Source organism: Dyella mobilis (assembly GCF_016904945.1).
In the GTDB taxonomy this organism is placed as follows: Bacteria; Pseudomonadota; Gammaproteobacteria; order Xanthomonadales; family Rhodanobacteraceae; genus Dyella_B; species Dyella_B mobilis.
On sequence record NZ_JADIKF010000016.1, the window covers coordinates 1 to 1,143 of the forward strand.

The 1,143-nt window shown below is 66.2% G+C and carries 1 protein-coding gene; it reads left to right on the forward strand.

Annotated features, from left to right (window positions below; translation table 11 throughout):
* Positions 1-1,143: condensation domain-containing protein (locus ISS99_RS00080; protein ID WP_239537501.1), on the forward strand; the 1,143-nt coding region annotated here is incomplete at both ends.

The window sequence follows — 1,143 nt, forward strand, 5'->3', positions numbered from 1 at the left end:
TATCGCAGCGGCGATCTGGCCCGCTATCTGCCCGACGGCAACCTCGTGTTCCTGGGACGCAACGATCACCAGGTCAAGATCCGCGGCTTCCGCATTGAGCTGGGCGAGATCGAGGCGCGGCTGGCCGAGCACGAAGCGATTCGCGACGCCGTGGTGATCACTCGCGAAGACGTGCCCGGCGACAAGCGGCTGGTCGCTTACGTCACCACCGATGGGGAGACCTCCGATCTGGCCGCGGCGCTGCGCACACACCTGAGCACACGCCTGCCCGACTACATGGTGCCCTCGGCCTTCGTGCAACTGGATGCCTTGCCGCTCACGCCCAACGGCAAGCTCGATCGCAAGGCTTTGCCGGCACCCGATGGCGAGGCCTATGCGCGACACGCCTATGAAGCACCGCAAGGCGAGATCGAGCAGACCTTGGCCGCCCTCTGGGAAGAGTTGCTCAGTGTCGAACGCGTTGGCCGACACGACAACTTCTTCGAGCTGGGCGGCCACTCGCTATTGGCGGTGCGCCTGCTGAGCCGGTTGCCCGCGGCCCTGGGTGCGAGCCTGCCGTTGGCGCAGTTGTTTGCGCATCCAACGGTGAGCGCGCTGGCCGCAGCGATCGCTGCAACGCGCGATGCAGGCCCCAGCGAGCTACCGGCGATGCAGCCGGTTTCCCGCGAAGGTGCCTTGCCGTTGTCCTTTGCGCAGCAGCGCCTGTGGTTCCTGGCGCAACTGGACGGCGTGAGCGCGACGTACCACATCCCGATGGCACTGCACCTGCACGGCCCGCTGGATGTGTCGGCCTGGCAACGCAGCCTGGATGCGTTGTTTGCCCGCCACGAGGCGCTACGCAGCGTGTTCGTGACCGAACAGGGCGAGCCGCAGGTTCAGGTGCTGGCCGCAGATGGCGGTCTTCCACTATGCGAGCACGACCTTCGCGGGGCGCCCGAGGCACACGCCCTTCTCACGCAGCTCACTGCCGACGAAGCGCAAGCACCCTTCGATCTGGTGCACGGCCCGCTGATCCGCGCGCGCCTGATTCACCTGGCCGAGCACGACTACGTCTTCTTGCTCACCCAGCATCACATCATCTCCGATGGGTGGTCCATCGGGGTACTGGTGCGCGAGTTGAACGCGCTCTACGGTGCGTTCGTG